This window comes from Sneathiella sp. (genome assembly GCF_047631475.1).
Classification (GTDB): domain Bacteria; phylum Pseudomonadota; class Alphaproteobacteria; order Sneathiellales; family Sneathiellaceae; genus Sneathiella.
The window spans coordinates 45894-71569 of the sequence record NZ_JBLHZT010000011.1 but is presented as its reverse complement, the minus strand read 5'-3'; the positions used below and the strand labels follow the sequence as shown (position 1 = coordinate 71569).

At 48.0% G+C, this 25676-nt stretch carries 26 protein-coding genes; 12 read left to right on the top strand and 14 right to left on the bottom strand.

The genetic code is table 11. The annotated features are described in order from the left end of the window. Positions 1-2 precede the first annotated feature (2 nt). Entirely contained in the window at positions 3-2009 is a 2007-nt protein-coding gene (locus ACJAYR_RS06715) for an aminopeptidase P family protein (protein ID WP_415235877.1), read from the bottom strand. A 208-nt stretch (positions 2010-2217) separates the two neighbouring features. Between ACJAYR_RS06715 and ACJAYR_RS06710 the strand changes: the two genes are divergently transcribed. Both ACJAYR_RS06710 and ACJAYR_RS06705 read left to right on the top strand, forming a co-directional pair. Next, a complete protein-coding gene (locus ACJAYR_RS06710; protein WP_415235876.1) occupies positions 2218-2502 on the top strand; it encodes a hypothetical protein in 285 nt (94 codons plus the stop codon). A gap of 46 nt (positions 2503-2548) precedes the next feature. After that, a complete protein-coding gene (locus ACJAYR_RS06705; RefSeq protein ID WP_415235875.1) occupies positions 2549-3070 on the top strand; it encodes a DUF1127 domain-containing protein in 522 nt (173 codons plus the stop codon). Positions 3071-3125: 55 nt separating this feature from the next. Here the strand turns inward: ACJAYR_RS06705 and ACJAYR_RS06700 are convergent, their stop codons facing one another. From ACJAYR_RS06700 to gpt, 5 genes are all read right to left on the bottom strand, one after another. Further along, positions 3126-3986, bottom strand: a complete 861-nt coding sequence (locus ACJAYR_RS06700) for a 50S ribosomal protein L11 methyltransferase (protein WP_415235874.1) — start codon at positions 3984-3986, stop codon at positions 3126-3128. Then, positions 3970-6267 carry an ATP-dependent helicase gene (locus tag ACJAYR_RS06695; protein ID WP_415235873.1) on the bottom strand — a complete coding sequence of 766 codons (2298 nt, stop codon included), beginning with the start codon at positions 6265-6267 and terminating at the stop codon, positions 3970-3972. The genes ACJAYR_RS06700 and ACJAYR_RS06695 overlap by 17 nt, the downstream gene beginning before the upstream one ends. 7 nt (positions 6268-6274) lie before the next feature. Beyond that, positions 6275-8074 (bottom strand): chloride channel protein, encoded by a 1800-nt coding sequence (locus tag ACJAYR_RS06690; RefSeq protein WP_415235872.1) that lies wholly within the window; start codon positions 8072-8074, stop codon positions 6275-6277. 84 nt (positions 8075-8158) lie between these two features. Then, positions 8159-8920: a hydroxypyruvate isomerase family protein gene (locus ACJAYR_RS06685; RefSeq protein WP_415235871.1), complete on the bottom strand. Its 762-nt coding sequence runs from the start codon at positions 8918-8920 to the stop codon at positions 8159-8161. 42 nt (positions 8921-8962) lie between these two features. After that, the gene (gpt, locus tag ACJAYR_RS06680; protein ID WP_169542799.1) at positions 8963-9454 is read right to left on the bottom strand and encodes a xanthine phosphoribosyltransferase; all 492 of its coding nucleotides are present in this window, start codon (positions 9452-9454) and stop codon (positions 8963-8965) included. A 125-nt stretch (positions 9455-9579) separates the two neighbouring features. On the opposite strand from gpt, the gene ACJAYR_RS06675 reads away from it, so the two are divergent. Then, positions 9580-9831 (top strand): hypothetical protein, encoded by a 252-nt coding sequence (locus ACJAYR_RS06675; protein WP_415235870.1) that lies wholly within the window; start codon positions 9580-9582, stop codon positions 9829-9831. Positions 9832-9932: 101 nt separating this feature from the next. After that, entirely contained in the window at positions 9933-10625 is a 693-nt protein-coding gene (locus tag ACJAYR_RS06670; RefSeq protein WP_415235869.1) for an NnrU family protein, read from the top strand. Between the two features lie 17 nt (positions 10626-10642). Here ACJAYR_RS06670 and ACJAYR_RS06665 read toward each other — a convergent pair whose 3' ends face one another. Next, positions 10643-11107 (bottom strand): PaaI family thioesterase, encoded by a 465-nt coding sequence (locus ACJAYR_RS06665; RefSeq protein WP_415235868.1) that lies wholly within the window; start codon positions 11105-11107, stop codon positions 10643-10645. 98 nt (positions 11108-11205) lie between these two features. Here ACJAYR_RS06665 and ACJAYR_RS06660 point away from each other — a divergent pair, with 98 nt between their 5' ends. Continuing rightward, positions 11206-12102 carry a LysR family transcriptional regulator gene (locus ACJAYR_RS06660; protein ID WP_415235867.1) on the top strand — a complete coding sequence of 299 codons (897 nt, stop codon included), beginning with the start codon at positions 11206-11208 and terminating at the stop codon, positions 12100-12102. A gap of 6 nt (positions 12103-12108) precedes the next feature. Here the strand turns inward: ACJAYR_RS06660 and ACJAYR_RS06655 are convergent, their stop codons facing one another. Then, on the bottom strand, positions 12109-13602 hold the full coding sequence (locus ACJAYR_RS06655) for an inorganic phosphate transporter (protein WP_415235866.1): 1494 nt from the start codon (positions 13600-13602) through the stop codon (positions 12109-12111). 197 nt (positions 13603-13799) lie between these two features. On the opposite strand from ACJAYR_RS06655, the gene ACJAYR_RS06650 reads away from it, so the two are divergent. The 3 genes from ACJAYR_RS06650 to ACJAYR_RS06640 all read left to right on the top strand — a co-directional run bounded on the left by ACJAYR_RS06650 (position 13800) and on the right by ACJAYR_RS06640 (position 16805). Next, positions 13800-14264: an Lrp/AsnC family transcriptional regulator gene (locus ACJAYR_RS06650; protein ID WP_415235865.1), complete on the top strand. Its 465-nt coding sequence runs from the start codon at positions 13800-13802 to the stop codon at positions 14262-14264. A gap of 346 nt (positions 14265-14610) precedes the next feature. Further along, a complete protein-coding gene (locus tag ACJAYR_RS06645; RefSeq protein ID WP_415235864.1) occupies positions 14611-15786 on the top strand; it encodes a M20 aminoacylase family protein in 1176 nt (391 codons plus the stop codon). 158 nt (positions 15787-15944) lie between these two features. Beyond that, positions 15945-16805 carry an MBL fold metallo-hydrolase gene (locus tag ACJAYR_RS06640; RefSeq protein ID WP_415235863.1) on the top strand — a complete coding sequence of 287 codons (861 nt, stop codon included), beginning with the start codon at positions 15945-15947 and terminating at the stop codon, positions 16803-16805. On the opposite strand, the gene ACJAYR_RS06635 is transcribed toward ACJAYR_RS06640, so the two are convergent. After that, positions 16802-17689, bottom strand: coding sequence for a LysR family transcriptional regulator (locus ACJAYR_RS06635; RefSeq protein WP_415235862.1), 888 nt, complete (start codon positions 17687-17689; stop codon positions 16802-16804). The two genes, ACJAYR_RS06640 and ACJAYR_RS06635, sit on opposite strands and share 4 nt — an antisense overlap. Positions 17690-17940: 251 nt before the next feature. Here ACJAYR_RS06635 and ACJAYR_RS06630 point away from each other — a divergent pair, with 251 nt between their 5' ends. From ACJAYR_RS06630 to ACJAYR_RS06615, 4 genes are read left to right on the top strand one after another with little or no spacing between them, the layout of a single operon-like run. Then, a complete protein-coding gene (locus ACJAYR_RS06630) occupies positions 17941-18498 on the top strand; it encodes a histidine phosphatase family protein (protein ID WP_415235861.1) in 558 nt (185 codons plus the stop codon). A 50-nt stretch (positions 18499-18548) separates the two neighbouring features. Continuing rightward, positions 18549-19001 (top strand): MarR family winged helix-turn-helix transcriptional regulator, encoded by a 453-nt coding sequence (locus tag ACJAYR_RS06625; protein WP_415235860.1) that lies wholly within the window; start codon positions 18549-18551, stop codon positions 18999-19001. A 15-nt stretch (positions 19002-19016) separates the two neighbouring features. Beyond that, a complete protein-coding gene (locus ACJAYR_RS06620; protein ID WP_415235859.1) occupies positions 19017-19568 on the top strand; it encodes a response regulator in 552 nt (183 codons plus the stop codon). Positions 19569-19576: 8 nt separating this feature from the next. Continuing rightward, a complete protein-coding gene (locus tag ACJAYR_RS06615; protein WP_169542786.1) occupies positions 19577-20077 on the top strand; it encodes a hypothetical protein in 501 nt (166 codons plus the stop codon). A 13-nt stretch (positions 20078-20090) separates the two neighbouring features. On the opposite strand, the gene ACJAYR_RS06610 is transcribed toward ACJAYR_RS06615, so the two are convergent. From ACJAYR_RS06610 to argE, 5 genes are all read right to left on the bottom strand, one after another. Continuing rightward, positions 20091-21371, bottom strand: coding sequence for a TRAP transporter large permease (locus ACJAYR_RS06610; RefSeq protein ID WP_415235858.1), 1281 nt, complete (start codon positions 21369-21371; stop codon positions 20091-20093). A gap of 21 nt (positions 21372-21392) precedes the next feature. Continuing rightward, the gene (locus ACJAYR_RS06605; RefSeq protein ID WP_415235857.1) at positions 21393-21917 is read right to left on the bottom strand and encodes a TRAP transporter small permease; all 525 of its coding nucleotides are present in this window, start codon (positions 21915-21917) and stop codon (positions 21393-21395) included. Positions 21918-21983: 66 nt separating this feature from the next. Then, positions 21984-23009 (bottom strand): TRAP transporter substrate-binding protein DctP, encoded by a 1026-nt coding sequence (dctP, locus tag ACJAYR_RS06600; RefSeq protein WP_415235856.1) that lies wholly within the window; start codon positions 23007-23009, stop codon positions 21984-21986. A gap of 48 nt (positions 23010-23057) precedes the next feature. Then, positions 23058-24446 carry an MmgE/PrpD family protein gene (locus tag ACJAYR_RS06595; RefSeq protein ID WP_415235855.1) on the bottom strand — a complete coding sequence of 463 codons (1389 nt, stop codon included), beginning with the start codon at positions 24444-24446 and terminating at the stop codon, positions 23058-23060. Beyond that, the gene (argE, locus tag ACJAYR_RS06590) at positions 24439-25623 is read right to left on the bottom strand and encodes an acetylornithine deacetylase (protein ID WP_415235854.1); all 1185 of its coding nucleotides are present in this window, start codon (positions 25621-25623) and stop codon (positions 24439-24441) included. The genes ACJAYR_RS06595 and argE overlap by 8 nt, the downstream gene beginning before the upstream one ends. Between the last annotated feature and the right edge of the window lie 53 nt (positions 25624-25676).

Genomic DNA, 25676 nt, shown 5'->3' with positions numbered 1-25676 from the left:
GATTACAGGGCGTCGGTTGCGGTTTTCAGCCAGTGCTTGACGTCGCCGTCAACCAGCGGTGAGATCTTGTCCCAGACATTTTGGTGGTAAGTGTTCAGCCAGACTTTTTCAGTGTCAGTCAATAGAGTTTGGTCAATCAGATGTTTGTCTATTGGCGCGAAAGTCAGTGTTTCAAAGGCCAGCATGTCTCGTTCTGCGCCTTCCAATTCAGGAGCCGGCTGGACGGCAACCAGATTTTCAATCCGTATCCCATACGCGTTGGTTTTATAATATCCGGGCTCGTTCGATACAATCATGCCCGGTTGAAGTGCCACGGTGTTTGGCATTTTCGAAATGCGCTGCGGTCCCTCATGTACAGAGAGATAGCTGCCAACCCCATGCCCTGTTCCGTGGTCATAGTCCAGTCCTCGCGACCATAAGGGCAATCGGGCAAGTGCGTCCAGTTGACTACCGGTCGTACCCGTTGGGAAAATGGCTTGAGCCAGAGCAATATGACCCTTTAAGACCAGTGTAAAACGGTTCATCATTTCTTTTGACGGTGATCCAACAGCAATCGTTCTTGTTATATCAGTGGTTCCGTCAAGATATTGACCGCCACTATCCACCAAATAAAGATTGCCGTTTTCAAGCGGTCTATTACTGGCTTTTGTGGCCCGGTAGTGAACAATCGCACCATTTGGTCCGGCACCTGAAATCGTCGAGAAGCTCAAATCCTTGAAGAGGTTCCCTTCCTCACGGAAAGATCTTAGTTTGGCTTCGGCCTTCAATTCGTCAACCGTACCGGCGGGTGCCTCTACTGATAACCAATGAAGAAATTTAGCGATCGCTGCGCCATCTCGAATATGCGCGTTTCGCGTCCCGGCAAGCTCGGTACCGTTCTTTATCGCTTTCGGTAACATACAAGGATCATCTGCCCGGTGAATATTGGCCCCTGCCTTGGTAAGGGCGGATGCAATCCATTGACTGGTTGAGCTTGGATCAATTTGTACGTTTTTACCCTTTAATGCTTTAAGGGCGTTCCCAAATTCGGCCCGATCATGGAGCCGTACAGCGTTACCAAGATGGCTCTGCAAATCCTCGGATACCTTTTCTAGAGAGATAAAATAATCTACCGTACTGTCACTATGCGAGATAGAGAAGCCAAGCGGGAAAGGAGTGCTGGGAAGGTCAGCGCCCCTGATATTCAGCAACCAGGCTGAAACATCTGGTAGGGTATGAATGGCCGCATCCTGACCGTTTGCTTTCAGAGTTTGGGCAAGTTCTTCACGTTTCTTCGCCGAGGAAAGACCTGAATACTCGTCAGGGTGTGGAACAACGAGCGCCAAAGGTTCTTTTGGCCTGTCTTCCCAAATTGTGTCGATCGGATTTTGGGTAGTCTCTTTAATCGTAATATCGAGCTTCTGGGCTAATGCCTTTAGGGCATTGGCATTGGTCTCAGTATGAAGCCACGGATCAAATGCCAATATGTCACCGGCTTGTAAGTTCTCGGAGAGCCATTCTGTCAACGGCTCGTCTGAGATATGACGAGGGGTGAACAGGGCGGTATCAACCTCTTGACGCACCTGCAAGGTATAACGACCATCAACAAAGATAGCGGCTTTGTCTTTTAAGACGGCCGCCATTCCGGCGGATCCGGTAAAACCGGTAAGCCATTTCAATCTTTCTGATGCCGCTGGTGTGGCTTCTCCATGGAACTCATCGCTTAAAGGAACCAGAAAACCGTCGACCCCTTGCTGGGACAATGCTTCTCGCAATCGTTTCAAGCGGTCTGGCGTTTCGTCCGGTGAAAGAATGGTGGCTTGAATATTTTGGCGGAATTCATTGCGGACCTGACGCATCAGATCCTTAAAATCATCGTTGATATCTCCAACAAGATGTGAAAAAACACGATCATTGTCTGGCCGGTTTGGTGCAGCTGCTGCTGCTTTTAAGGAAGAGATAAGAGAGGCGAAATCTAAATCGCTCCTGTTGTCCTGTATATACTGCTCTAGTTTTGAATAGGCTGTCATAGTCTGTTCCGACACCGGCTTTCCCTGAAATTCCAATCATTTACTCATGGAATATGGCTTATCTACACCGGGAATACAATCCAAGCTATGCATTTTTTGCAATGCACCATTTCGATCTTAGCGGCCAAATTTGGCCTTTAAGGTATTGTTTTTTATTGTGTGCAGTGCAATATAATATCCATCACGTAAGTTTGGTATGGAGAAAAAAATGTTTAGTCGGAATGAAAAATACGGTCAAGCCCTGCACCTACAGTATGGCTTCGATTTTGTCGCTCAGGATTCTCAGGCTAAGACGAAATCTGGATTTTGGGCAATGCTCAAGACGTTTTTCCATATGAACAATTCGGCCGAGACAACACAGCCCTCAACGGGGAACGTGGAAGTTGATCTGGACCGCACAACAATTGAGCAAGCTGTAAAAAGCGAACTTCGGAATATTGACGCTGCTGCCAACGAAAATCAGCAGGAATTATTTAACGGCAAAATTGCCTGATTTCACCGCGCCCGGACCGAGTGGCGATGTGTGTTGGAGATGAAAAATGATTAGCTTTACAAACAAAGACATTGAAGCTCTTGCTTTATTGAACCCAGTATCAGCAAACAATAACATGATTGATGTGGATACGTTGATTGCGAAAGCGCACCGTCAGAGAAGTGAACATTTGCGGATCATGATCTCTGCAGTTTCTGAAAAATTAGGTACTGCAATTCGGACGCGACGTGAAAATAGCAAAGCAGCTTCTATTCTTCGCGGTATGAGCAATCGGGAACTCCGTGATATCGGAATTACCCGCGCTGAAATCGATCAAGTGATTTATGGTGAGCAGGTGTCCAACGGCGGTTTGTTGAAAAAAGTCTCTGGCGTTGTAGCTTCTCTTGCAAGCCGCTATGCGCAGTGGCGCGACCACCGCAATGGTTTTGCTCAATTGATGGCAATGGATGCCCGTCAACTGAGTGATATTGGGCTGACACGGGGTGATGTTGCCGCAGCTGTTTCCGGCAAAGTGCCATTGGCTAACGATAACACAGCCAAAAGAAACGACGGTCGCCAGGTTAGCTAACGACGCAAAAGCCAAAGTGACCAAAAAGCCCGGTATTTTTATACCGGGCTTTTTTTTATGCTTTCAGGATCAGGCTATGCCAGTCGCCAATTTTGTAGCGCTTATGAAGATGTAATCCCTGCAAGCGATAAGCGTTTCGGACCATGTTTTCCTGCTTGCCGAGCAATCCGGATAGAACCAGAACGCCACCTGTGGAAAGCGCGGCCGTGATCTTTGGGGCCAATGCGACGAGGGGCCATGCCAGAATATTTGCTGTGATCAGGTCGTATGGGGCTGATTTCGCTAGAAGCCTGTTATTCAAGCCTGTTGCCTCTTCTACACGAACGAGAGGTGAGAGGCAGTTTAACCGGGCATTTTCTTTTGTGGTGATCACGGCATCCGGATCAATATCACTGGCGAGAACTGGACGGCCCCATGCTTTTGCAATGGCTAACGCCAAAACACCAGACCCGCACCCTAGGTCCAGAGCATTGAAAATGCTGCGTTCCTTATGGATATCGTCCAGTGCCAATAAACACCCAAACGTGGTTTCATGAAGCCCGGTACCAAAGGCGCGCCCGGCATCAATGGTCAGATCATGAACCGAGCTGGATGTATGTTTGGGGTCATGAGATCCATGAATATAAAATCGGCCAGCGGAAACAGGCGGTAATTGTTTCTGGCTTTCTGAAACCCAGTCCCGCTGAATAAGGGGCGCAATTTCGAAAACATATTCATCCGGAACTTGATTTAACAGGGTCTGATCTGGTTGATGGTCGAAAAGAATGTCCAGTCGCCAGAGGCTGCCATCAGATACAATTTCTGCAAGAGAGGTTGTCAGGAAATGTTCTTCAAATATCTGTTCAATTGCATCAGACTCCGGGAGAGGCAGGTTTATAGATAACTGCCAGAGGGTCGGGTCAGGCTGGTTCGACAAAATTTTCCATCACTTTCTTGGTGCCTGCTTTATCGAAGGCAACTTCCATTTTTGGGCCATCTTTAAGAAGGACCCGTCCATAACCAAACTTTTGATGAAAAACGCGATCACCGATTGCAAGGCCCGTATCACCTGAATTGACAGGCTTGGTACTGTTATCTTTTAAATTTCGATTTTGAGCGGCTCGCCGTTCCAGCACGTGGGAAAGCTGCTGAGCAGTGTTGGCGCGCCACGAACTTTCTATCTCATTTGATTGAGAACGGCTTCCATAAACGCCTTGGTCACTCTCAGAGGCAATATGCTCTGCTGGTAGTTCGTCGACAAAACGGCTCGGCAAAGATGATTGCCATTGCCCGTGAATTGTTCTGTTGCTCGCATGGCTGACATAACAGCGGACTTTCGCGCGGGTGATACCGACATAGGCAAGCCGACGTTCTTCTTCCAATGCTTTTATGCCGTTTTCGTCCAAAGCCCGTTGATGCGGAAACAAACCTTCTTCCCAACCGGGAAGAAAAACGGTGTCATATTCGAGGCCCTTGGCGGCATGCAATGTCATAATGCTGACCATATCCGAAGATTTGTCTTCATTATTTTCCATGACAAGCGCGACATGTTCCAGAAATTCACCTAAATCATCATAATCAGAAAGCGCTTTGCTCAATTCTTTCAGGTTTTCCACCTTACCTTCAGATTCCGGGGCCTTGTCCTGCTTCCACATGTCAAAGTAACCGCTGTCTTCCAGAACTGTCTCGACAAGCTCTGACGGGGAGACAACGTCTTTCAATTCGCGCCATTTGATAAGGTTATGGCATAGCTCGGACAATCCGGCTTTTGCTTTACCTTTGAACAGGGCGTTCTCCGACGCATAAGCAGCACTTCGTGAGAGGGCGAGCCCCTGTTCGTGGCTGATCTCTCTCAACTTATCAAGCGCCTTTGCGCCCAATCCCCGTTTGGGAAGGTTGTATATGCGTTCAAAGGCCAGGTCGTCATTTGCCTGATTGATAACACGCAAATAAGCGAGAACATCTCGGATCTCCCGGCGTTCGTAAAAGCGGAGTCCGCCAATAACACGATACCGGATACCCATTGAAATAAAGCATTCCTCAAAGGCACGGGTTTGGAAACTGGCGCGCACAAGAATAGCCATGTCAGCCAGTGACGTGCCTTTTCTTTGATGGTTTTCAATTTCGTCGGCTACCCATCGGGCTTCGGCATTGCCATCCCAAAGCCCTTTGAGGACGACCTTTTCGCCTGGATTGTCTTCAGTCCATAAGGTTTTCCCCAGGCGTCCTTCGTTTTTGGCGATCAGGCCTGAGGCGGCCCCTAGAATATGAGACGTAGACCGGTAATTTCGTTCCAGTCTGACAACACTCGCCCCGGGGAAATCATCTTCAAACTTCAGGATATTACCAACTTCGGCACCGCGCCAGCCATAGATTGATTGATCGTCATCCCCAACGCAGCAAATATTCTTGTGCTTTTGTGCCAGCATTCGTAGCAACAGATATTGCGCAACGTTAGTATCCTGATATTCGTCCACCAGAATATACTTAAATCGGTTCTGATATTGTTGGAGGATGTCCGGATGGGCTTGGAAAATGCTAAGTGGATGTAGCAGAAGATCACCAAAATCGCATGCATTTTGGGCTTTCAGGCGATCCTGATATTCTTTGTATAACGTGGCAGCCTTACCATGGGCAAAACCCTCGCTGTCTTGCCGTCCAACCTGATCGGGCCGCAGCCCCTTGTCTTTCCAGCGATCAATAACAGAGGCCAGACCACGCGGGGGCCATTTTTTGATATCGACACTGTTATCGGTGAGAATTTGCTTCAGCAGGCGAAGTTGATCATCCGTATCCAAAATCGTGTAATTCTGCCCCAATCCAACCAGTTCAGCATGGCGCCGAAGAAGCCAGACACCAATTGAATGAAAGGTCCCCAGTTTAATTTCGATGGCGGCTGGGCCCACTATATTGGCGGTTCTTTCCCTCATTTCTGCTGCTGCTTTATTGGTAAAGGTGACAGCAAGAATTTCCCATGGGTTGATGGGACGGGTGTTTAAAATATGGGCAAGACGCGTTATCAGGACGCGGGTTTTACCGGTTCCTGCGCCCGCCAGAACAAGAACAGGTCCATCAACGGCTTCAACTGCTGAGCGTTGACCGTCATTCAGCCCATCGAGATAAGAAAGGTCTGGCGCCTGCGGTGCAGGTGCGGCGTCAAAATTTGCGATATCAAAACTGTCATCCATAACGGCATGGTATAAACCATGAACATCCATCAGGCTATCAAATTTCAGTGTTCTTTCGGGTTGGTTTTTCGTCCTGCATGTGGAGAAGGGCGTCATTATACTCGCGCAATACATCCGACGAGTGCAAAAGACCGATAAGCCTGCTGTCCTTGGCCGTATCGATGACGGGCAGGATGTCCGCACCGGACTTAGTCAGAATAAGCAACGCGGATTTGAGGCTTGATTCTGCGAAGAGAACGGGACTGTTCTGCTGAGCAAGATCGTTTGCCGTTAGGTTCTGATCCAGTTCATCGGCGAAAACATGGGGCTTTAAATCAGCAAACTCCAAACGCCCAACAAAGGCCTTGGTTTCCGGGTCAACGACGATCAGTTTATCATGGCGGGTATTTTTGGCGATGCTGCGCAGTTCCGGCATATGGGCATCAGGTGAAATTTCTACAAACTCTCGGTCCATGATCCCTCTGACTTGCCTGTTCTGTAAATATCGAAGTGCTTTGTTTTCCTTAATATCGATGTTTCGGCCGGCAAGCTGGGTCTGGAAAATGCTGCGACCGATCAACTGTTTGCTAATAAGCGTTGAAACGGCAACTGCCAGCATAACCGCGATGGCGATCTTATAATCACCGGTTAGCTCAAACACGATGAGAATTGTTGAAATGGGCGCGCCCAAAACGGAAGAGGCTACTGCCGTCATCCCAATGATTGCATATAACCCATTGCTGGCGGCTAATTCAGGAAACGCTGACGCGGCGATGATACCAAATGCACCGCCGGTCATGGCCCCAACAAAGAGCGAGGGCGAGAAAAAACCGCCCCCAAATCGACTGCCTGTCGTAATTCCAACGGCGATTGTTTTTACAACAATAAGCGACAGAAGAAGTATCAGGTCATATTCTTCCTTAAGGGCACTATCAGTCGCCTCATAACCTGCTCCAATAATCTGCGGAAACATCAATGCGATAACACCGAGAACCAGTCCGCCTGAGGCAGGGCGCAAAATCTCCGGAATCTTAAAGCGGTCAATGGTCCGTTCTGAAAAGCCAATACTCCAGATAAACAAGAGCCCGACAACGGCAGAGACGACGCCAAGCAGACCGATCGCCGGAATTTCCCACCAGGAAACGATCTGGTAATTGGGGATGATAAATGCGGGAAAGTCACCAAGATGAACGCGGCTAACGACGGTGCCGATGACGGATGCCAGAACGATAGGGGCGACCGCCTGGGTAGCGAAAGAGCCAATCACAACTTCCAGAGCAAAGAACATACCGGCAATGGGGGCGTTGAAAGACGCGGCAACGGCAGAGGCGACACCGCACCCGATAAGGGTTGTGTAGTAGGCTGAAGGAATGCGCATTCTTTGACCGAGCTGGCTGCCCAACATCGCACCAAAATGGGCAATTGGCCCTTCGCGGCCGCCCGACCCACCGGTGCCGAGCGAGACGGCACTTGTCAGAAAGGTTCCAATGCCCGGTACTAACTTCATCTTCCCTCGCTTAACCAAGACAGACTCGATAATATCCGCAACACCTTCCGGGCGTCTGTCGGGCATGCAATATTTCAGGAAAACACCGATAATCAAACCGCCGAGAACAGGGACAATCAGAAATTGCCACCAAGGCAGGTTTTGAGCATTGGTAACGACCAGTTCACTATCAAAACCATAGAAAATTTCTTGAACGTTATTGATGAGCAGTCTAAACAGCAGAGCGCCATATCCGGCCAGAAGACCAACAAGCAGCGACGCGACCGTTAGTTTTAACGAGAGATTACTGCGCAAAGATTTGATCGAGGTAATCAGATCTTTTTGTTTTAGGTTGTGTCCAAATAAAGCCATATGCTTACTGTTATCACTTATTTTTATTGCCCCGCAAGCGTGCGATGCTGTTTGATGACCGGAACTGGCGCGGTTGCCGATGCATTATTCGAGATACGGGTTCATCCATTGAAACGGTTTGGCGTCGAACCGCTGGATAGGTTTGTACTCGCAGCCAACCCAACCTTCGTAGCCTTCTCTGTCAAGCATATCAAAAAGGTATGGATAATTTAACTCTCCGATATCAGGGTCGGTTCTTCCGGGTGTGTTGGCAATTTGAATATGGTGGACGTAGGGGAGGGCTTCCGTAAGACGGCGGCTCACATCGCCATGAATTCTCTGGCAATGATACATATCAAACTGAAGCCGTATTCTTGGAGTATCGAGCTCTTTCACCAGCCTTAAACCCAAATCAAAGTCGTTCAGTAAATAGCCCGGAATGTCATGGTTGTTAATGGGCTCGATCAGGAATGTAAGGGTCTGAGAAGGGTCAAAGGAAATTGCCTTCTCAAGGGACTGCTGAAAGTAATCGAGTTGTTGGCTTTGGGAGAGCGTGGCATCTTTAAGTCCGGACATGACATGCAATTTTTGGCAGTTCAGTGCCGATGCATAACGATAAGCCTGTTCGATAGAGGCCTGATATTCGAGTTGCCGCGCAGGAAGGGCAGCAAGACCTCTGTCACCTGCGGACCAGTCGCCAGGCGATAGATTGAAAAGTACCTGTGTCAATTGGAGGCGATCCAGATGTTTTTTCAGTGTATCAACAGGCCAATCATACGGGAATAAATACTCAACCCCTTTAAATCCTGCATTCGCCGCATGAGAAAATCGATCCAGAAATGAGACGTCCTGAAATAAGAAACTCAAATTTGCGGCAAAGTGCGGAATGAGATGTCTCCTGATGAAACGTTAGCGGGTTTCTTCTACAATCGGTTTTGCAAAAGACGGCGCCTGATCCCAGGGAAACAGGATCCAGGTATCCTGACTGACTTCTGTTATAAATGTGTCAACGCGCTGGCGGCCTTTCGGCTTGGCATATATGGTTGCGAAATGCGCTTCCGGGATCATGTCTCTGACATATTTAGCCGTAATGCCGCTATCGACGAGGTCGTCGACGATCAACCAGCCTTTTCCATTATCTGGAATGTCCAGCCCTTTAATAATGTTCACTTCGCCCACAGTCTTGTCGTCGCGATAAGCCGCGATACAAACAGTTTCAATGTTGCGAACATCTAGTTCACGGGCGACAATTGCCGCAGGCACCAGACCACCGCGCGTAACCGCAACAATCCCCTTAAACGGCGCTAATTCCATTAACCGCCATGCCAATGCTCGACCATTGCGATGCAACTCTTCCCATGACACGGGGAAATATTTTGTATAATCAGCTTCTTCGGACATCTCTTCAGACCTCATGTTATAACGTTTCTGTTCTTTAGACCGACTAGGTATTTTTGAAAAGGGCTAGAATGACGTCAGCTCCCCAATTTGTGTATTTTTTTCGTAAAACCGGTTAATATAAGCGAATGGGCAAAAAATCTCCATCAGAGGCGCAATTGCGTTATCTAAAGTTAGGCCATTCCCAAGCCGGGGGAAAACTTCCTCTGTTTGACAGAAATGGCCAGCAGATCAACCCGGCTACCATTCGAAGCTGCATCAAGGCGGGTTGGGCAGAGCCTTGGTTTGTTAATCCCATCAAGAAAGACTGGCTTGTTTGTAAATTGACGGACAAAGGTTTTGCCGTCCTCGAAAATCAGGCTGTCGCTTCAAATAAGTGAGCGGGATCGCACTTTTACAAGATTGATAAAATTCAGACTGGTTCTTGGTTAGGCAGTGTGCCAAGCTTGCGCGATATTAAAGTTGTTAAATGGGGGGCTCCATGACCGGTACGATAGAAGCGTTGGCTTTTGCCACAGCTCTTTTTCTTGCGATACATATTTTGCCGTCAAGTTTTTTAAGACAAGCAATCATTCAAAAAATTGGTTTGAACGGATATTTGGGAGGATACAGTCTCCTGTCGGCCCTGTCTCTGATCTGGATGATCTGGGCCTATTTTGAGGCCCCATACGGCCCGGTTTATTGGGAAGTCGGGAATTGGGCACGGTATGTCGCAATTGGTGTCATGCTTCTTGCGTCCATTTTGTTTGTTGGTCCTTATACAGGCGCCAGCGCAACAGCGATCGGCGGGCAGAAAAAAATCAATGATGAAAAAACACGGGGTGGCCTGAACGCCATTACACGCCATCCCCTAATGTGGTCTTTGACCCTTTGGGCGGGGGTGCATCTATTAAATAACGGCGACCTTAAATCCCTGATTTTCTTTGGCGGTATGGGCGGCCTCGCGCTTGCGGGAACCTTTCTCATTGATGCAAAGCGCGCACGGGAAGTCGGGGCCGACTGGAAAGACTTTATTGCCCATACGTCAAATGTTCCGTTCTTGGCCGTCATTCGCGGGCGTGCCAGCCTGTCGGTGAAGGCGCTTTGGTGGAAAGTTTTGCTTGGCGTTTTTGTCTTTTTCGCCTTTTTCCACCTCCATACTATGGTGATCGGTGTTTCCCCGTTCCCAATGTAAGTGTTTAGAACCTGAATTCAGAGAATGATGCAGGTGGTATTTCCGTGGGCGTAGATTTTACCGTCTTCGCCCACAAGCTTCGCGTCAGCAGTTGCAATTTTACGGCCCTTATGAATAACTTCGGCGGTACAGGTTACCCGCCCCATTCCCGGTTTCATGCCGCGGACATATTTTACATTTAGGTCGACAGTCGTATATTTTTCTCCGGGCTCCAGTGTTGTATGGATGGAGCATCCCAACGCGGAATCGAGGATCGTTGCAGCATATCCGCCATGGATAGAGCCGATCGGATTCAGGTGTTTTTCCGCCGGCTCCCCTGAGAAGACAACTTTGCCGTGTTCAATACTGTCCAAATCGATGCTCATGGTCTCGGCAATTGGTGGCCGATTTCCACTCATGAATGCCAGTTGCATCTGTTCAAGACCAGTCATTTGGCTGAATTCACTGGGGAATGATTTTTTGTCCGGGGTACTGGGCATCATATTTTCCTACTCAAGAGATAACTCCCAAGAATATAGTCATTTTTGTTTAAACGAAAATATGCTAATTATGAATAATCTTCATACAAAAATGTATAAATATGAATTGGGATACATATCGTTATTTTCTGGCTGTTGCGGAAGAGGGGAGCCTTTCTAAGGCGGCGCGAAGGCTGTCCGTCAGCCAACCGACAGTGGGCCGGCAAATCGCGGAACTGGAACAACGCACCGGTACCGTTCTGTTCAATCGTGCATCACACGGGTATTTTCTGACAGATGCAGGTATGCAAATCCTTCAGAATGTTCAGGGCATTTCCTCGGAGTTTGCAGCGGTAGAGCAGCGGTTGGAAGGCCTTGATAAAGAATTTTCCGGCCGCATTCGGATTTCTACGACGGAAGGCTTTGGTGCGTATTGGCTAACCCGGAAATTAACCGAATTTCAAACCCAGTACCCGCAAATTGTCTTTGAGCTTCTTCTGGATGTTCAACCTTTGGACCCCCGGCGGCGTGAAGCTGATATCGCGGTTCGTATTAACGATCCCACACACGACACAATGATCGGTAGGGTCGCAGGACAGGTTGGTTTTGGATTTTACCTGTCCACTGCCTATATCGACCGGTTTGGGCGCCCAGAAACGCCGGACAGGCTGAAATATCACAAATTCATCGATTGGAATCACAGCGGGAACGGCTTTATCCTGACATCAACGTTGCGACAAATTGTTGGGCCTGCAGATGTTGTTTTGAAAACGGATACGGTCGCGGCTCAAATCCAGGCGGTGAGAAGCGGTGCCGGCATTCTGTTTGCACCGCACTATATGGTGTCCCAATTCCCGGATACGCATCTATTGTTTGATGAAACGCTTTCCGGAAGCGCCGATTTGTGGGTGCTTACACATAAAGAGTTGCAGAATACCCCCAAGGTAAGGGCGGTACTGGATTTTCTGTTCGATGCGATAAAGGCAGACCAGGAATTTCTGGCCCATGGTCTGCCCTAAACCAGATTAGTTTAATGTGAAATTTGAAATGAGCAGGAAAATACCGGCTGACAGGAGCGCCGCGCACGGCACAGTAATTACCCAGGCGGCCGCGATTGTCATAAGATGAGAACGGCGAACCAGCTTTTTCCGTTTGGAAATTACTTTATCTTCCGCGGTTCCCGGCAAGTTACTTTCAGGATGAATTTTGCTTTTCTGGATTTCGCTGCGAAGACGCTGCGCTCGCCTTTCAGTTATCCATTCCCGAAAAAAGCCGACGCCAAATACAGCACCGACGGCAATATGAGTGGAGCTCACAGGCAGTCCCAAAGCCGAGGCGATAAGAACTGTAATGCCGGCTGATAGCGCCACACAAAATGCGCGCATCGGGTTCATCTTGGTGATTTGCTCACCAACGGTGCGAATAAGTTTGGGTCCGAAAAGGAAAAGCCCGGCGCTGATTCCGACGGCTCCGATTACCATGACCCATAATGGAATACCGACCTTGCCCGATATTTCACCACTAACAGATGCGTCAACAATAGCCGCCAACGGGCCAACCGCGTTGGCAACATCGTTTGCACCATGGGCAAAGCTCAAGAGCGCTGCAGCCAAAATCAAAGGGATTGTAAACAGGGTTCTGACTGATTTATTCCGGTTTTCCATGCCGACCGCGGCTTTTGCAATGATCGGGCGAACGATCAAATAGGTGGCGACAAGGACTCCCAGCGCCAATCCGCAAATGACAAGAAAATCAGGCTTCCAGATCCGTTTCAGGCCCTTCATGATCAAATAGGAAGAGAATACAGCAGCCATGATAGCGACAAGGATTGGAACCCATCTTTTCGACGCCGCAACTTTGTCTTCTTGATAAATGATGTTGTATTTTATGATTGCTAGAAAGAAAGCGGCGATCACGCCGCCCATGACCGGTGAAATAACCCAGCTTGCAGCAATCTTGTACATGGTCGGCCAATTGACGATGCCAAAGCCAGCGGCGGCAATACCTGCCCCCATAACGCCACCTACGACAGCATGTGTAGTGCTGACAGGGGCGCCAACCCAGGTTGCAATGTTAACCCATGCGGCGGCTGCAAAAAGAGCTGACATCATTGCCCAGATGAAGATCTGGCTGTTATCCACGCCCGCTGGATCGATGATCCCTTTTTTAATGGTAGAAACCACATCGCCACCGGCCAGAATAGCACCTGCGGCTTCGAAAATAGCCGCAATTATCAGTGCGCCAAACATCGACAGAGCTTTTGAACCAACGGCCGGCCCCACATTATTGGCAACGTCATTGGCACCAATATTCAGGGCCATATAACCGCCAATGATCGCCGCGATGATAATCAGCGTCGAATGTTCACCCGTTCCAATGATACTTGCGGCAAACAGCCAGACGCCCAGCAAGAATAAAAGGGCAATCGCAAGCGATTTATATGTTTGGGTTGCTTGAAGCGTTTGTGTCTCGATCTGAACAATGCGTTCTAGATCTTTATCCAGCGTCTTTTTAACCACGGGCCCGCCTATCGACTGTCTCGGATTTGTCATTATTCGCAATTGGCAGAGTATTAGAAAGAAAGCTCGAGAAAGGCAATGGAAGAATTATAATTTTGAATTATAAGTTATATTTTCTACAAATATCAGATTTACATTCTATTTTTTCTTCTATTATAAAGATTCACAGAAATTTATTCGTCAAAATGAGTGTTGGAATGGATCGCCTGGATCGAAAGATTCTAAATATAGCCCAGAAAGATGGTCGAATTGCTTATGCGGAGGTCGGTAGACAAGTGGGTTTGTCGATAACGGCCGTAAAGGATCGATTGGATAAACTGTCATCAAAAGGTATCTTGCAGCATTATTCCGTCGTTGTTGACCGGCAGAATGTGGGCTATTCGGTTTTGGCTTATGTCTTTGTGGCAATTGACGATGTGCAATCCTTTGAACATTTTGAGAAATCAATGATCGAGATCCCGTATGTTCAGGAGTGCCACCATGTTACGGGGAACTTCAATTATTCACTAAAGGTTCTGGCAAGAGATCTGGATCATTTGGAGAACCTGTTAATTACGCAGATTAAAATACCGGGGATCGTGAGCCGAACAGAAACAACCGTGGTTTTTTCGAGTGTAAAGAACACAAGTTTCGTCGATTGTGTCTCTGCAGAAGCGGAATGAGCCTTATTCTCTCTCTCTCTCTTCCGTTTGCCTTTTAAGGAGAGCTGAATGTCGCATTGGCGGTGGTGAAAATCGGGACCAGTGAGACAATACCGGACTACAGGCTCTAAGAGGGGCCGGTTTTGTTGGTCTTTCATATGTAAATGACAAAGGGTTCCGTTAAACGCATGCTGGAGCGGCGCAAAAGTCCGATCCGCAAGTTCTCATCTTTATTAAATTTTGTATCAACCGTAATTATTGCCTTGTTTGGCGCGTCGCCGTTGGTTAGCCTACCTCTCTAATTTTCAGAAAATCGCGAAATTTATAGCAGTGAAGGGGCGCCGCATTGCTAATCAAGGAGTAAAGAATGAAGATCTTGCCACAAATTAAAGAGATTCACGAAGAAATGACAGAATGGCGTCACAGGATTCATATGCATCCTGAGACAGCGTTCGAAGAATATCAAACTTCTGATTTTGTGGCAGAAAAACTGGAAAGTTTTGGAATTGAAGTCCATCGCGGATTGGCGAAAACAGGGGTTGTCGGGACGTTGAAGTCTGGTTCCGGTAACCGCGCGATTGGCCTTCGGGCAGATATGGATGCATTGGATTTGCAAGAGCTGAACGAGTTTGCTCATCGCTCTCAAGTGGACGGTAAAATGCACGGCTGTGGGCATGACGGGCACACGGTTATGTTGCTTGGAGCCGCGAAATACCTGTCTGAGACAAAGAATTTTGACGGTACGGTTCAGTTTATTTTCCAACCTGCTGAAGAAAATGTTGCTGGTGGACGGGTCATGATTAGCGATGGCCTGTTTGAAAAATTCCCGGTTGATAGCGTTTATGGCATGCATAATATGCCGGGTTTCAATGTCGGAGAATTTGCCGTGCGCAAAGGGCCGATGATGGCTTCCGCTGATTTCTTTGAAGCAAGAATAACGGGTGTTGGCGGGCATGGCGCATTTCCACATTTGACTGTGGACCCGGTCACGGTCGCCTGTGACGTGGTCAGCGGCTGGCAAAAAATTGTAAGCCGGAATGTTGATCCATTGAAGTCCGCAGTCATTACGGTTGGTGAAATCCACGGCGGCCATACGACAAATGTGATACCCGAGGATGTCGTAATCCGCGGTACCACGCGGGCGTTTGATCTGGAAGTCCAGAATATGATTGAACGTCGGATGGCGCAAGTGCTTGATGGCATTTGTGCAGCACATGGTGCAACCGCAGAATTTGAATATGATCGTCGATATGCACCGACCATCAATACACCAGACGAGACGGACGAAGCGATTGCGGCCGCACAGGAACTGGTGGGCGAATCCTGTGTTGATACGGATGTCGTTCCCGTCATGGGCGCGGAGGATTTTTCCTGGATGCTACAGGAGCGCCCCGGTTGTTATATCATGATTGCAAATGGGGCCGGAGAAGGCAGCTGTCATGTGCATAACCCTAATTATGATTTCAACGATACAATCCTACCACTTGGTGCCAGTTACTGGGCACGTTTGACAGAACGCGTTCTTCCGAAGGAAGCAGCATAATCTTTCAGGAAACAGTGGCTGGTCAAATCTAGGCGGAAATAAAGGCATTTTCGGCGTGATGGTGAACACAAAACCGTGAGTTATCGATTTGCAATCGTCGTGTTGTGTTCCTAAATCGAGTATACTGACCTTCTAATGTTTAGGAGTATTTGTTCTTAATGAGTGTACAGGTAAAATTTTGGGGTGTGCGAGGTTCAATTGCGACGCCCTCTGCTGATCATATGAAATATGGCGGTAATACCTCGTGCGTCGAATTGGTTCTCAATGATCGAATTATTATTTTCGATGCGGGAACGGGCGTGCGCATGCTTGGTAACTGCTTGATTAACCGCGGCATTAAAGATTACCTTTTTCTCCAATCTCACACTCATTGGGATCATATTAATGGTTTCCCATTTTTTGCTCCCGTCTATCGGGAAGATGTGAATATTGAAATTCACGCGGGTCATTTGGCTCATTCCTGTGGCATTCATCAGGTCTTATCCTCTCAGATGTGCCAGCCCACTTTTCCGGTTCCATTTGCCGAATTAGCTGCGAATATTAGTTTTCGTGACTTCCAGGCAGGAGAATCGTTTTCTCTTGGCGACGGCATCAATGTGCGCACTGCTCCTTTGAACCACCCCGATGGCGGGACAGGGTATCGGGTTGAGTATGAGGGCGTTTCTGTCTGTTATGTGACAGATACCGAGCATGTGCCTGGTCGAACTGATGAAAATGTTGCCGGATTAATCGAAGGGGCGGATCTGGTTATTTATGACAGCACGTATACAGATGAAGAATATCCACAATTCGTCGGCTGGGGACATTCGACTTGGCAGGAAGGTGTTCGGCTTTGTCGGGCTGGAAATGTGAAACAAATGGTTATCTTCCATCATGATCCTTCCCATGATGATGCGTTTATGGATAAGGTCGCAGAAGACGCGAGAAAAGAATGGGACGGTGCAATTGTTGCAAAAGAAGGCCTGTCTCTAGAACTTAGTAAAAGTGAAAAGCCTGCGCTCATAACAATGGCATGCTAATAAGCCGCAGAGCTTTGAGATAAGGTCGTTTCAAGCACTGACCTTTTAAATTCCGTAACAATCGGAAAGTTTGTTTTCTGTTTCAGGAAAACCAGAAATTCTTTTCTTTTTACAGGACATCCGACCACTGGTATCGAGACCAGCCTTTGGTCATGCTTAACTTCTTCCGGAGACAGAAATGCAAATCCTTGCAGGTTTGCAACGGCTTCTTGTATGAGCCGCTGGTTATCATAAGTTTTTATCAGAAGTTCCGGCCAGTCACTCGTTTTCAGGATCTGTTGATCCACTGCGTTTCCGCCAATTTTACTACTATTTACAAGAAAATTACTGGCTTTAAGGTCGTTCAGGGTCAATTCCGCGCGGGTTGCGAAGGGATGTTCCCTGGAAAATGTTACAGTCATGTCTTCCTGACCGATTTCAAGGCAATCGATATTAGGACTTCGTATTTCTGATTGTGAAATCCCGATATCAGATTGCCTTTCTTCAAGATTCTGCTGAATTGTAAGTTCGTTGCAGATCGTCACAGAAATTTCGATATTGGGGCTGTTCTGCCGAAAATTCTCTGTTAGGGGGAAAATCCGGTGTGGAAGATCACTGGAAATGGTCAGGCGGGCTGATTTAGTTGTCTTAATGGATGTCAGAAGTGTGTTTGCCTCTTTTTCCAATGAGAAATACTGGGATGAAAGATTGTGAAGAAGGGCGCCTGCCTTTGTTAAAGTGATCGAATGACCCTTGCGATCAAAAAGCGGAATTTTATATTTTTTCTCTAATGCCTGAATTTGAAGTGTAACAGCAGGTTGCGTAATTCCTAGGGATTTGGCTGCAGCGGTGATACGGCCGTGCTCGGCGACAGCGTGAAAGGCTTTTAGCTGTGCATGGTTCATTGCAGGATATATTTCCGTTATACAAAATAAAGTTGTTCAGCAGAAGTTAGCTGAAATGGCAAAAATTGAAAAGCCAGCCTAATACTTTCAAAGTAACTGTTAATTGTATATCATGAAAAAATAAATCATTAAGATGGTGTTTGTCAGCAGCTTCTTACTGATTTTCTTAGGCAGGCTTTGCAATTCATGAAAATGATGCGAAAAAGGGATATTGGCAAGCACGCCAAAAAAACAAAAAAAAGAGGTATTGAATGTCAGTGACGCTTCATGTCGTGCGACACGGCGAGGCTGCAAGTAGTTGGGATAAAGATCCGGATCCCGGACTGAGCGAATTGGGACACCAGCAGGCGGAACAGGCCTTTCAGAAAATTCAGGCGATGACCGGGGGCCCTAGGAAGCTGATTAGCAGCCCACTGAAAAGAGCGCAGGAAACAGCAAGTCCTTTTCAGGTCTCTTGGAAGCGCACAATTGAAATTGTTCCGGCGATTGCGGAAATACCGTCAGCGCATGTTCCATTTTCAGGCAGGCGGGCTTGGCTGTCAGAAATTATGAAAGGATCCTGGTCCGAGCAGGAAGAGGTTCTTTTGCGTTGGCGGCAACGAATTATTGATTACCTTTCCAGCCAGATCGAGGATGCCGTTCTGTTTTCACATTTCATGGTGATCAATGCACTTGTTGGAGAATTGGAACAAAAGGACCAGATTCTGGTCTTTAAGCCGGATAATGGGTCAATTACGTCAATTTCAGTTAGTGATGGTCAGTTGTCGTTGATTGAGAGAGGGCGTGAGGCTATTACAGTTGTCAGTTAAATAGAATTGATTGGCTTTACCTTAGGAAAGGCCAGGGTCGGGAACAGAAAATGATCGAGAAACGAACCTCCTCTGAAGAGGACACCTCTCATGAATATCGTGTTGAGGCACAAATAGGACACTTATTGCGCCGCGCCCATCAGCGGGCCAGTTCTATTTTTCAAAGTCATTTTGGCGATGTTCAATTAACCCCGACGCAATTTGCGGCTCTTGCAAAACTCAAGGATGAAAAAGAGTTGTCGCAAAATCATCTGGGACGCCTGACAGCGATGGATCCGGCGACTATTCAAGGTGTAACGCGGCGGTTAATCGACCGGGGATTGGTTCAGACGCGTGCGGATGACAATGATAAGAGACGGATGCTCCTTCGGTTGACCGAAGAAGGGGAAAAGCTTACCGATAGTCTTTTCGATACAGCTGCTTTGGTGACACGAAAAACTTTAGCTTCCCTAAATGATGAAGAACAGCGTAAAATATTAGAACTGCTGTCTAAGTTGGCATAATACAAGGGTTTACAAGTGTCCGATTTTGATCTGTCCGGGTTCACAATTATCGTTGTCGACGACAATTCCTACATGGTTTCCTTGATTAAATCCACGCTTCTAGGGTTGGGCGTTGGAACTGTAAAAACATTTGGCGAAGCTAAGGACGCGATAGAGTTTCTAAAGCTTGTGAAAGAAAACCCAGTCAAAGCCGGCGCTATGCAGGTGGATTTTATCGTTTCTAACTGGCAGATGGCACCGATTGACGGTCTTATGTTCTTAAGATGGGTCCGAACTCATAAGGAGAGCTTTAACCGGTTTATACCGTTTTTGATGGTAACGGGTTTCGGCGATAAGGAAAAAGTCGAAGAGGCGAGGGATTTGGGCGTCAGTGAAGTGATGGCCAAACCGTTTTCTGTTAATAGCGTTGCTGAAAAGGTAATGCAGATCATTACCAGTCAACGGCAATTTGTTCAAAACCAGACGTATTTTGGACCTGATCGCAGGCGAAAAAACTTACCGTTTAAAGGTGAGGAAAAACGTCTTTTGAATGAAAAAAGCCCAGAAGTTAAGATTATTTACGAATAGGAGCCATCGTGGAAAAACCGCAAGTCAGTGTCAGGTTTTACCGTATTCGAAACCGCTTGTTGGAGAAGGCAGGGGGAATAGGTGCAACGGCGGAAAATATCTCATTCCCTCCCGAATTGATTGAAGAAACCGAAGCCCAGTTTCAGGAAGTGATCTCTGATTATCCTGATTGGGTTCAAGGGACCTTGAACAAAATGACGGCTCTTGTTGAAGTCTGTGTGAACTTTCCGGACAAACGGGTCAATTCTTATCGCAAAATTCAGGAAATTGCCCATGAAATGAAGGGGCAAGGGGGCACTTTTGGCTATCCACTCGTCTCCACTTTCGGCGATAGTTTATATGACTTTACGGGCTCAAATGCGGGTGTCTCTGATAACCATGTTCAAATCATTAAAGCCCATACGGATGCAATGAAGGCGACGATTAACGGGCGCATACATGGGGACGGTGGTCAGGTCGGCATCGAACTCAAAGCCATGTTGTCGGCGGCTATCAAACGTTTTCAATAGCCGCCGATCTCTTTTAACTGCCGTAGACCAGATTGGGCAGCCACAGAGAAATTTCTGGGATGTAGGTAACCAGCATCAAGAAAACCAACATCAGAAGAATGAACGGTAATGTCCCTTGGATTACCTCTTTGATTGGTGCCTTGGTAATAGAGGTCAGAACAAAGAGGTTCAACCCAACTGGTGGTGTCAACAAACCCAGTTCCAGATTGACCGTGACAACTACAGCAAAGTGAACAGGGTCAATCCCTAATGGTTTCAAAAGCGGAAGAACCAAGGGAACCACCACCAGTAGCACGGCAAAATTCTCTAGAAACATTCCCAGAAAAATCATAAGGACATTGATGAGCAACAAGAACTGCCATCCGTCGATATCATACTCGATCACCATATTGGTGAGCGATTGGGTAAAGCCAGATCCTGTAATCCAGTGACCGAAGGCCAGCGCCATCATAATAATAAAGACAATGGTGCCTGCCCGTTTTATGGCTTCAGCAATGGTGGGGATTACCTCTTGTGGTGTGCACCCTTTGTAGAAGAAGACACTGATAAGGATGGCCACGAGGGCTGAGAGAGCCGCAGCCTCCGTTACGGTAACAAATCCACCATAAATGCCGCCCAAAACAATAACAGGCAGAGAAAGCGCAGGTAGTGCCCTTATATTAACACGGATAAATTCATCCCGTGGCAACCGGACCCCCCTCTCGTATTTTTTCTTGCGGGTGTAATAGAGACTCCAGGCAATAAAAAGACCTGCTTGCAACAGGCCCGGCACTACGCCTGCCAGAAATAGTCTGGGAACTGATTGTTCGGCAATGATCGCATAGACAATGAACGCCATGCTGGGTGGAATAAGGATGCCCAATGTTCCCGAAGAACCGACGATCCCGACGGCAAATTTGCGTTCGTAATTTCGCTCCATCATTGCCGGAACCAAAATTGTCCCCATGGCCATAGCCGTCGCGACGGAGGAACCACAGATGGCGGCGAAGATAGCAGTGGCTACGACGCATACAATGGCAATACCACCTTGTGCGCTTCCGACCCAGGCATAGGCGCAGTCGACGAGTGCTTTTGCGACGCCCCCTTTTTGCATAAAGGTCGCCGCCATGACAAAAAACGGGATCGCAAGGAAGGTGATCGAATTAAGATGATCAACAATCAGTTGAGGCATGCCAATCAGCGGAACACCTTCATGATAAAAAAGCAGGATGCTCATCACACCCAAAGCAAGAAAAATGGGCATACCTGTCGCCAGAAGCGCAAACAGGCCCGTAAATACAGATGGGAAAAACATGGTAATCTCCGTTCAGGCCGGTTAGTCAGCGTTTTCCAGATCAACTTCTGTCGTTGTCATGGTCGCGATGTCGAAAGTGAAAATATAGCTAAACAGCCGATGGGTATAATGCAGCAGCATCAAACCGAAGGCGGCCGGTACAAAGGCGTAATAAAGATAGACCGGGAATTGCAGGGAGCTATCGCTTCTTTCATCCAGCCGATACGCAAAATCAACGATGCCAAAGCCGCGTTCCATGATGATGTAACAAACCCCCATACCGAGAAGGCAAAAGGCGATTTCCATATATCTTTGTTGGTTTGCCGGGATCATGCGTAAGAAAAAATCAGCATGTACATGCCTGTTTTCAGAAACAAGAAGTCCGCCAGAAAGCATCACAGATGCCGTGATAAGATAGATGACGACTTCGGAGGTCCAGTCAGGTAGCGAACTTGGAAAATAGTATCGCATGAACATTTCCCAGACCGCGAGGACAAGCGAAATAGTTGCGAGTGTTGCCATCAGAAAATGTTCTATTTTTTTTATGATTTTCATTGCATAAGCCATTGGACTTCCCCTGCGTATATCGGGAAAGCAGTTTCCTGCTTTCCCGTAAGTGCATACGTGACGATATTATAATGAGGATTGAATAGCCTTTTGGACGCGGTCCGCGAAACTCGGATCAATCCGGAGTTCCTTGATGACTTCCGCCTGAATAGGCATAAGCCGGGAGCGGAGTTTTTCAACATCAGTTGCTGAGGCATCGATGACAATAATACCATTTTTGATGGCTTCTGCCCGTGCATCTGCATCCCGTTGGGCTGTGAATTCCCTTTGTGGGTCCACGGCTTTTTCCCAAGTGGTTTCCACAAGTGTCTGCAGATCAGCAGGAAGAGAATCCCAAAGCTGGCGATTAATCATTGGAACATACTGGTGAAAGGCATGCTGATCGACATACGCGTATTTAATACCAGAATCCCAGAGTTTTGCACTGCGAACGGATTCAAACGCGGTCATTACACCATCAACCATACCGGTTTGCAGAGCCTGTGGCACATCGGGCCAGGAGATTTTAACCGCATTGGCACCAAGAGCTTCATAGCGACGGGCATGCGCAGCACTACCGGCAATGCGGATCCGCTGAGATTTGTAGCCGTCAGGACCCGAAATCTTCTGGCTTTTCATAAAAGTGATCGCGCCACCAATGTCAATGAACCGGCCAACGATTTTAACATTGAGCTTTTCTTCAACTTTTTTACGCAGTTCGTTCCCAATCTCGCCGTCCATTACGGCATAACTGACTTGGCGATCATGGCCAAAGAACATGGGAAGGAAAATCACACCGAAATCTGGAATGAATTTGGTTAAATGCCAGGTGCCGGGGACACCCATGTCGAGCGTTCCTTGGGCCAATGCTGTCGGGACGGATGAGCCTTTGAATTTCGAGGCCCCTTCAAAGACATTGATTTTTAGGCGTCCGTTGGACTGTTCGTTTAGTGCATCAGCCCATTTTTTGACACTGATGTTACGGATGTGATTTGGGCCGGTTTCAAGTGAAACATCAATTTTATATGTTTCCGCGGCGGCTGCCGTGCTTGCCAGCATAACCCCGGCTGAAAGAGCGGCAATTGATTTAAGTAGAATTCGTCTTGATGTCATAATGTCCTCCTAGTTTAACCCTGTTAGTAATGTGACCGTTTATGGTTTTTAGTTTACGGTTGATGGCACTTCGCGGCGTCTTAGATGCGAAGCAATATGACGGACTGGCTCATTCTCAAAGTTCAGTAGACGGGTATAGAATTCGTCTGTTTGTTCTGGTGAGAGGAGAGAGGCCGCACATTCTGAAAATTTCTGATACAGTTCATTTTCACCCATTGGGTGATGAATGGTTCCAACAGGGTGAGATATGGTTTTTTCGAAAACATCTCCCTGTTTCGTTGTAATTCTGGTCTCAGCCGGTATATCCCAAATGCCGGTCCCAAAATCTGATTGGGGTCCGGCGCTGTTCATTCTGATTTTCGGTAAAAACGCTTTTACTTCAGGACGTCGAACCGCCGCAGGTGTGAAATCTGAAAGTGACATTTTGCCGTTCAGGGCAACCAAAGCTGCACAATAGGGCATGGAAAACCGGGCCTCGTTTTCATTCTCAGGATTATCAAAACGAAGATTTTTGACGTTGGAGTCCGGTATGGTCGTTTCGATATAGTCAATCTGATGAGGGTCGAGATCATTTTCCTGGCGAAGTTGAAGAATGGCATCCAATGTCCGGTGCGCACTGGCGCAGCATGGCCATCTTTTCTGAGCCAATCCTGCCTCAATAATAGCAAGCTGGCCCGAAGGCGCATTCGTCGGGGTTTGCGAGGCGTGATGAAGACTGATGAACCCCCATGGCCCGTGAAACGGATCTTCATTTGCATTAACGCCTGCGGCGGCGAGCCGGGCGGCCGTGATCCCGGCGCGCGCTGCCAAGCCGGCATGCAATGGTTTTGCCATGCTTCCAAATTGCAATTTGGATCCGCTCGCCATACTGGTGGCGAGACTGACGGCACCCAGCGCGCTTTGGTCATCTAGTGTAAGAACCCGTACGCAGGCCGCTGCGGCCCCGATTGTTCCAATCGTTGAGGTCGCATGCCAACCAGCTGCATAATGCGCCGGGATCATGAAACGACCAAGCCACGCTTGCACTTCCAGCCCAATAATATAGGCATCAAGAAGTTGGTTACCCGACGCACCCACTTCTTCTCCTAAAGAAAGAAGGGAAGGTACGAGAACGGCAGATGCGTGGGTAACCGCAGGGAGAAAGTTGTCATCATAATCCAGGGCGTGAGCGGCAGTACCATTGAGCAAGGCTGCACTTTCAGCGGACAAGGTTTCGGTGCGGCCAATGGCCGAACAGGCCCCTTGACCACTATATTTAAGGGCCTTGAACACTGTTTGTGTGGCAATGTCATCACAGGCCGCAAGCATACAGGCGATTGTGTCGATAAACGCCGCCTTGGCACGTTCCTTCGCCATTGGATCGGTAACGATAGGCGACTCTGAAATCCAGTTTGCGATGGATCGAGCGGAGTCGAAGCCGGGTAGCAAATCAACCATGTGCCCCTCCATCACGGGCCAGTTCACCGACCAGGTTTTGGATGAAGCTGTCGCACAACGAAAGCTGCTCTAATTCGATAAATTCGTCGGCCTGATGAGCCTGTGCTATATCGCCGGGACCACAGACGACAGTTTCAAAACCGGCGGCCTTAAACAGTCCGGCTTCGGTGCCGTAATTCACAGCGATATCATCGTTCGAGCCAGAAAGTCGCCGGGCAAGTTGGACAATTTCAGCATCGTCCGGAATTGTGAAAGCTGGATAATCGACAATTTTTTGGCAGGATGCGCCTGCCCGATCGGCTTCTTTCGCCATTAAAGGGTGCGTGCGTGTTTCGATGAAATGAGGCAGACCATCGGTAAACAGGCGATGGTCGCATCCAGGCGGATAGCGGCATTCCACATCAAACTGGCAATGTTCGGCAACGATATTGACAGCTTTCCCGCCCTGAATCATTCCGATATTGATGGTGGGATGGGGATAGGCAAACCGGGTGTCGTCGGTTTTTTCTTCCTTCAGAATTTTTTCGATACGGCTGATCTCGTTGATGACCTGCCCTGCATATGAAATTGCATTGATGCCGCCCGGTGATAATGAAGAATGCATGGCGGTTCCGTTAAAAGAACAGCGGTAGACCTGCTTGCCAGTATGGGCAGTCACGGCTTTCATGGCAGACGGTTCGCCGACGATACAGCCGCCGATTTGTATGTTCTTTGCCAGTAGGTCCTCGATCATAGGACGAACGCCCGTGCACCCAATCTCTTCATCATAGGAAAGAACAATTGCGACTGGGCGTTTCAGTTCCCTCTCTGTGAGGGCTGGCAACGCGCTTAATACGGATGCAATGAAACCCTTCATGTCACACGTGCCACGGCCATAGGCCCTGTTATTTTTTATTGAAAGGGAAAAGGGGTCTACGGTCCAATCCTGACCGTCAACAGGGACAATATCCGTGTGCCCTGACAGTGCCACAGCGGGTCTGTCGGTTGGGCCGATTATTGCGTATAGATTTGCTTTTCGGTCTGACGCATCTTTTATAATCGTGGCTTCAATACCATAGGTTGAAAGGAGGTTGTGAGCATAGTCAATCAATTGGAGATTAGATTTGTAACTGGTCGTATCAAAGGAAACCAAATCCTTTAGAATTGAGAGAGTTACGCTTGAATTGTGTCTGGTCATTTTTTGTTATCCAATTGAATGGTCGACTTTTCCCCTAAACTATGGATAGAATA

What these genes read in the sequence shown, in the direction of transcription:
- ACJAYR_RS06715 (WP_415235877.1), bottom strand. Translation starts at nt 2,009, where the DNA reads ATGACAGCCTATTCAAAACTAGAGCAGTATATACAGGACAACAGGAGC.
- ACJAYR_RS06710 (WP_415235876.1), top strand. Translation starts at nt 2,218, where the DNA reads ATGTTTAGTCGGAATGAAAAATACGGTCAAGCCCTGCACCTACAGTAT.
- ACJAYR_RS06705 (WP_415235875.1), top strand. Translation starts at nt 2,549, where the DNA reads ATGATTAGCTTTACAAACAAAGACATTGAAGCTCTTGCTTTATTGAAC.
- ACJAYR_RS06695 (WP_415235873.1), bottom strand. Translation starts at nt 6,267, where the DNA reads ATGGATGTTCATGGTTTATACCATGCCGTTATGGATGACAGTTTTGAT.
- ACJAYR_RS06690 (WP_415235872.1), bottom strand. Translation starts at nt 8,074, where the DNA reads ATGGCTTTATTTGGACACAACCTAAAACAAAAAGATCTGATTACCTCG.
- gpt (WP_169542799.1), bottom strand. Translation starts at nt 9,454, where the DNA reads ATGTCCGAAGAAGCTGATTATACAAAATATTTCCCCGTGTCATGGGAA.
- ACJAYR_RS06675 (WP_415235870.1), top strand. Translation starts at nt 9,580, where the DNA reads ATGGGCAAAAAATCTCCATCAGAGGCGCAATTGCGTTATCTAAAGTTA.
- ACJAYR_RS06670 (WP_415235869.1), top strand. Translation starts at nt 9,933, where the DNA reads ATGACCGGTACGATAGAAGCGTTGGCTTTTGCCACAGCTCTTTTTCTT.
- ACJAYR_RS06665 (WP_415235868.1), bottom strand. Translation starts at nt 11,107, where the DNA reads ATGATGCCCAGTACCCCGGACAAAAAATCATTCCCCAGTGAATTCAGC.
- ACJAYR_RS06660 (WP_415235867.1), top strand. Translation starts at nt 11,206, where the DNA reads ATGAATTGGGATACATATCGTTATTTTCTGGCTGTTGCGGAAGAGGGG.
- ACJAYR_RS06650 (WP_415235865.1), top strand. Translation starts at nt 13,800, where the DNA reads ATGGATCGCCTGGATCGAAAGATTCTAAATATAGCCCAGAAAGATGGT.
- ACJAYR_RS06645 (WP_415235864.1), top strand. Translation starts at nt 14,611, where the DNA reads ATGAAGATCTTGCCACAAATTAAAGAGATTCACGAAGAAATGACAGAA.
- ACJAYR_RS06640 (WP_415235863.1), top strand. Translation starts at nt 15,945, where the DNA reads ATGAGTGTACAGGTAAAATTTTGGGGTGTGCGAGGTTCAATTGCGACG.
- ACJAYR_RS06635 (WP_415235862.1), bottom strand. Translation starts at nt 17,689, where the DNA reads ATGAACCATGCACAGCTAAAAGCCTTTCACGCTGTCGCCGAGCACGGC.
- ACJAYR_RS06630 (WP_415235861.1), top strand. Translation starts at nt 17,941, where the DNA reads ATGTCAGTGACGCTTCATGTCGTGCGACACGGCGAGGCTGCAAGTAGT.
- ACJAYR_RS06625 (WP_415235860.1), top strand. Translation starts at nt 18,549, where the DNA reads ATGATCGAGAAACGAACCTCCTCTGAAGAGGACACCTCTCATGAATAT.
- ACJAYR_RS06610 (WP_415235858.1), bottom strand. Translation starts at nt 21,371, where the DNA reads ATGTTTTTCCCATCTGTATTTACGGGCCTGTTTGCGCTTCTGGCGACA.
- ACJAYR_RS06605 (WP_415235857.1), bottom strand. Translation starts at nt 21,917, where the DNA reads ATGGCTTATGCAATGAAAATCATAAAAAAAATAGAACATTTTCTGATG.
- dctP (WP_415235856.1), bottom strand. Translation starts at nt 23,009, where the DNA reads ATGACATCAAGACGAATTCTACTTAAATCAATTGCCGCTCTTTCAGCC.
- ACJAYR_RS06595 (WP_415235855.1), bottom strand. Translation starts at nt 24,446, where the DNA reads ATGGTTGATTTGCTACCCGGCTTCGACTCCGCTCGATCCATCGCAAAC.
- argE (WP_415235854.1), bottom strand. Translation starts at nt 25,623, where the DNA reads ATGACCAGACACAATTCAAGCGTAACTCTCTCAATTCTAAAGGATTTG.